The sequence below is a fragment of the Pseudomonas sp. 2822-17 genome, from assembly GCF_002742485.1.
Taxonomy (GTDB): domain Bacteria; phylum Pseudomonadota; class Gammaproteobacteria; order Pseudomonadales; family Pseudomonadaceae; genus Aquipseudomonas; species Aquipseudomonas cyclaminis.
On the sequence record NZ_LJRZ01000599.1, the window covers coordinates 1 to 351 of the forward strand.

The window sequence follows — 351 nt, forward strand, 5'->3', positions numbered from 1 at the left end:
GATACGAAAGTTAAAGGTATAACAGTAGATTGTGTTCGAGTTGATCAAAATACGCGGTGTAAGCATTATTCTACGGCGCATGATATCATCGCGATTAAATTCAAATGCTGCAATACATATTATCCCTGTTACCAATGTCATGAGGAATTAGCAGACCACCAGCCCGTTTTATGGGATAAAAACGAGTGGAGTCATACAAAAGCGATTCTTTGTGGAGTTTGCGCAACGGAATTGACTATACAGGAGTACATGGACTGTGATTCAATCTGTCCAAACTGCCAGTCACCATTTAATGTTGGATGTCAAAAACACTATCACTTGTATTTTAATGTCTGAAACAGTGCGGCTTGG

Annotated in this window: 1 protein-coding gene; it reads left to right on the forward strand. The window is 39.6% G+C overall.

Annotated features, from left to right (window positions below):
* The first annotated feature begins 18 nt into the window (after nt 1–18).
* Nucleotides 19–336, forward strand: coding sequence for a CHY zinc finger protein (locus AOA60_RS34835; RefSeq protein ID WP_099586442.1), 318 nt, complete (start codon nt 19–21; stop codon nt 334–336).
* Nucleotides 337–351: the final 15 nt, after the last annotated feature.